3 protein-coding genes are annotated in these 3,698 nt (G+C 44.2%); all 3 read left to right on the top strand.

Going from position 1 to position 3,698, the window contains the following annotated elements:
• The coding region (locus MICAI_RS09835; protein WP_039899944.1) for a hypothetical protein at positions 1 to 272 on the top strand (272 nt) is incomplete at its 5' end.
• Between the two features lie 106 nt (positions 273 to 378).
• Positions 379 to 927 carry a hypothetical protein gene (locus MICAI_RS09830; protein WP_008201089.1) on the top strand — a complete coding sequence of 183 codons (549 nt, stop codon included), beginning with the start codon at positions 379 to 381 and terminating at the stop codon, positions 925 to 927.
• Between the two features lie 645 nt (positions 928 to 1,572).
• Positions 1,573 to 3,624: an NAD(P)H-quinone oxidoreductase subunit 5 gene (locus tag MICAI_RS09825; RefSeq protein WP_008201087.1), complete on the top strand. Its 2,052-nt coding sequence runs from the start codon at positions 1,573 to 1,575 to the stop codon at positions 3,622 to 3,624.
• Positions 3,625 to 3,698 lie beyond the last annotated feature (74 nt).

Here is a 3,698-nt window from a genome sequence, read left to right as displayed (position 1 = left end):
GAGTCTATACCAATCAATTAAGTAGAGAAATTTCTCGATTAGGGCAAGAATTCAATCCCGCTGTTTACAAGCAGAAAATTAAGCAGGAAATGCAAAACCAAATGGAAAAGCGAACAATTCCTTCCATTGTGGAAGAGGAGGTTCGACATCACCAAAAAGTTAACAAAGTTGAGGAAGCTTATCAACATACATTGGACGCAATGAATGGCTATATGACCAATCAGACCAAAGAAGATAATAGCCATACTCAAAACGGTCAAAACTTTGAATAAAGGGGAGTCAATACAATGTACTACTCGCTTTCAAGAAGCCCGCCCTTAAGAAATGAGTCAAGTTCATGGTATTTTTTTACGACAAACAGATTTCTGGAGTTAAATTATGGTTGACAGACGCTATTCCCTAAGTAAAAATGATGATTTTCATAATACTAACTTGCCCATTATGCGACGGGCCGAGCAAGTTCAGATTGAAGCCATTCAGCTTAGTGAACAAAAACGAGAGGGTTTTCTTGCCCGATTTTTTCCTAGTGAAACTCAAAGAGCGATTGTTAAAGCTCAATTGGCATTAGTTGAAACCGAATACGAATTTCGGAAACGAGCTTTAGAAACTTTGCGTGAAACACAATTGCAAGCTTTAACAGAAACTTGTAATCAGTATTTAACAAGAGATAAAGCTGCCCGTCGCGCCGATACAGCTAAGTTCTTACTTCACAAAAAAGAGGAGTTAGTTTATGAATTAGATGCCATTTTTGAGCGATTTATGAAACTGCTCAAAGAAAGGTATCAAAATATGGAGGATGAATCAAACCCTCTATTTCGTCAAATTCGCCAAGACAAGTTAGAAAAAGACATCAACGATTTTATGGAACTTCAAAACAAGCTTGTTGATAAATTTCAACGCTTAGTTGATGAAGATGTGAATTACTAAAAATAAATGGTTGAGTGCGATGCCGAAGGCACTGCCTAGCAGTACCCCTATCTTGCAAGGTTGGATTGACAACGGAAACCCAACATCATCCCCCTGTTATTCTTCATGTTGTGTGTTGGGTTGCACTTCGTTTAACCGAACCTACGGATTATTTTACTGGTTATTCCATGCCGACATTGTAATCGAAAATAATCTTTTGTCTGTAGATTGTAGGGTGCGTGTTTGCGGCTGCTAATTTGGACAAAAAACGGTTCTTCGGTTTGTCTTATGCAATGGACGGGGTTATAAGGAATGAAACCCTTATAGAGACAGACATTGCTGCGATTTTTGTCAATTGTTTTCGATCTAGAGCGAACTAATCAATTAAATCTCTTGCCAGATAAGGATTTAGTCGATTTATGCCACCCTATCGAACCATACCAAGTAACGAAGAACCAGATTGTCAAGATTTTAGTGGACACCGAAGCTCTGTCGAAGTGTCGTGCTTTCGTCCCGCTCGCTAAACTGCCAAATCGATAAGCTCCTTTGACCTTTCGCCGCCCTGTTGAGCAAAACTAGGTATAAACACTTTCTTAAGAATTAACCTATGTCACAATAGATGAAGATAAACCAAATAGTGTGAAGTTGTAAACTAGGTATTACTGAATGGAACCGCTTTATCAGTACGCGTGGCTAGTTCCCGTCCTGCCTTTGGTAGGCGCTACCCTAGTCGGCGCGGGCTTAATTTCCTTTAATGAAGTCACCAATCGTCTGCGACAGGCGAATGCTGTATTAATCATTTCTACCCTCGGTGCGTCGATGGTGCTGTCTTTTGCACTGCTGTGGAGTCAAATCAATGGACACGCTCCCTACAACCAAATGATCGATTGGGCATCGGCGGGTAACTTTCACCTGAAAATGGGTTATACGATCGATCACCTCAGCGCTTTAATGTCGGTTATCGTCACCACCGTGGCTTTTTTGGTGATGATTTATACCGATGGTTACATGGCCCACGACCCCGGTTATGTGCGTTTTTACGCCTATCTGAGCATTTTTAGCAGTTCTATGCTCGGTTTGGTCATCAGTCCCAACCTCGTCCAGATCTACGTTTTCTGGGAATTGGTGGGGATGTGTTCCTATCTGCTAGTAGGTTTCTGGTTCACTCGTCCGGCGGCCGCCGAGGCCTGTCAAAAAGCCTTCGTTACCAACCGCGTCGGCGATTTTGGCTTATTACTGGGAATGCTGGGGCTTTTCTGGGCCACTGGTAGCTTCGAGTTTGATATCATGGGTGAACGTCTAGAGGAATTAGTCTCTTCTGGAGCCATTGCCGGCAGTTTAGCAGCATTATTCGCCGTTTTAGTCTTCCTGGGACCGGTGGCCAAATCAGCCCAATTTCCCCTTCATGTCTGGCTACCGGATGCCATGGAAGGTCCGACCCCGATTTCGGCCCTGATTCACGCCGCTACCATGGTGGCCGCCGGAGTTTTCCTGATTGCCCGGATGTATCCCGTTTTTGAGCCAATTCCCACGGCGATGACGGTAATTGCTTGGACGGGGGCCTTTACTGCCTTCCTAGGGGCAAGTATCGCCCTCACCCAGAATGATATCAAAAAGGGTTTAGCCTATTCCACCATCTCCCAATTGGGTTATATGGTTATGGCTATGGGTATCGGCGCTTATAGTGCGGGGTTATTCCACCTGATGACCCACGCTTATTTTAAAGCGATGTTGTTCCTCGGTTCCGGTTCGGTCATCCACGGTATGGAGGATGTGGTCGGTCATGAGCCAGTTTTAGCGCAAGATATGCGGATGATGGGCGGTTTACGCAAGTATATGCCCATTACTGCCCTAACTTTCCTGGTGGGAACTCTGGCCATCTGTGGGATTCCTCCCTTCGCTGGTTTCTGGTCGAAGGATGAAATTCTCGGTTTAGCTTTTGAGGCGAACCCGTCCTTATGGTTAATCGGTTGGGGTACTGCGGGTTTAACAGCTTTTTATATGTTCCGGATGTACTTTAACACTTTTGAAGGGGAGTTTAGAGGCACTAATAAGGAGATTAAACGCCGACTGTTAGCCAATGCGGGCGCGATTCCGGCTTTTGGACCGGGGGCAATGAATGTTAAGCAATTAGACTCGGAAGCACAGGAAGAAGACAACCACGGCCATCATGCCCATGAACCCCACGAATCGCCAATTACTATGACTTTACCTCTCATGATTTTGGCGGTTCCCTCTTTGTTAATCGGTTTGGTGGGTAAACCTTGGCAGAATTTCTTCGAGGGTTTTATTCATGTTCCTAACGAAGTGGTGGAAGAAGTTCATGCTTTTGATTGGACAGAGTTTCTGATTATGGCGGGTAATTCGGTGGGGATTGCTTTAATCGGGATTACTGTCGCTTCTTTGATGTATCTCCAGAAGAAAATTGACCCCGCAACTATTGCCGAAAAATTCCCCGTTTTGTATCGTTTTTCCCTGAACAAGTGGTACATTGATAATCTCTATGATCGAGTTTTCGTCCAGGGTTGTCGTCGTCTCGCACGGCAAATTATGGAAGTGGATTATCGCGTTATCGATGGGGCAGTGAATTTAACCGGTTTAGCTACTCTTGTCAGTGGTGAAGGTCTCAAATACCTCGAAAATGGTCGCGCCCAATTCTACGCTTTAATTGTTTTTGCCGCAGTTTTGGGTTTAGTAATTGTCTATAGTCTGGTGTAGATTTTTAAGCCGTTGACTAAAGATTTTTAGGGGGCGCAAAGCCCCTTTTTTCAGCAGTTTTTTGGGTTATATCT

Origin of the sequence: Microcystis sp. T1-4 (genome assembly GCF_000297435.1) — a bacterium.
GTDB lineage: Bacteria > Cyanobacteriota > Cyanobacteriia > Cyanobacteriales > Microcystaceae > Microcystis.
This window is presented reverse-complemented; position numbering and strand designations above follow the sequence as displayed.

Excerpts from the sequence above, each read along its gene's own strand:
- MICAI_RS09830 (WP_008201089.1), top strand. The coding sequence starts at position 379 with ATGGTTGACAGACGCTATTCCCTAAGTAAAAATGATGATTTTCATAAT.
- MICAI_RS09825 (WP_008201087.1), top strand. The coding sequence starts at position 1,573 with ATGGAACCGCTTTATCAGTACGCGTGGCTAGTTCCCGTCCTGCCTTTG.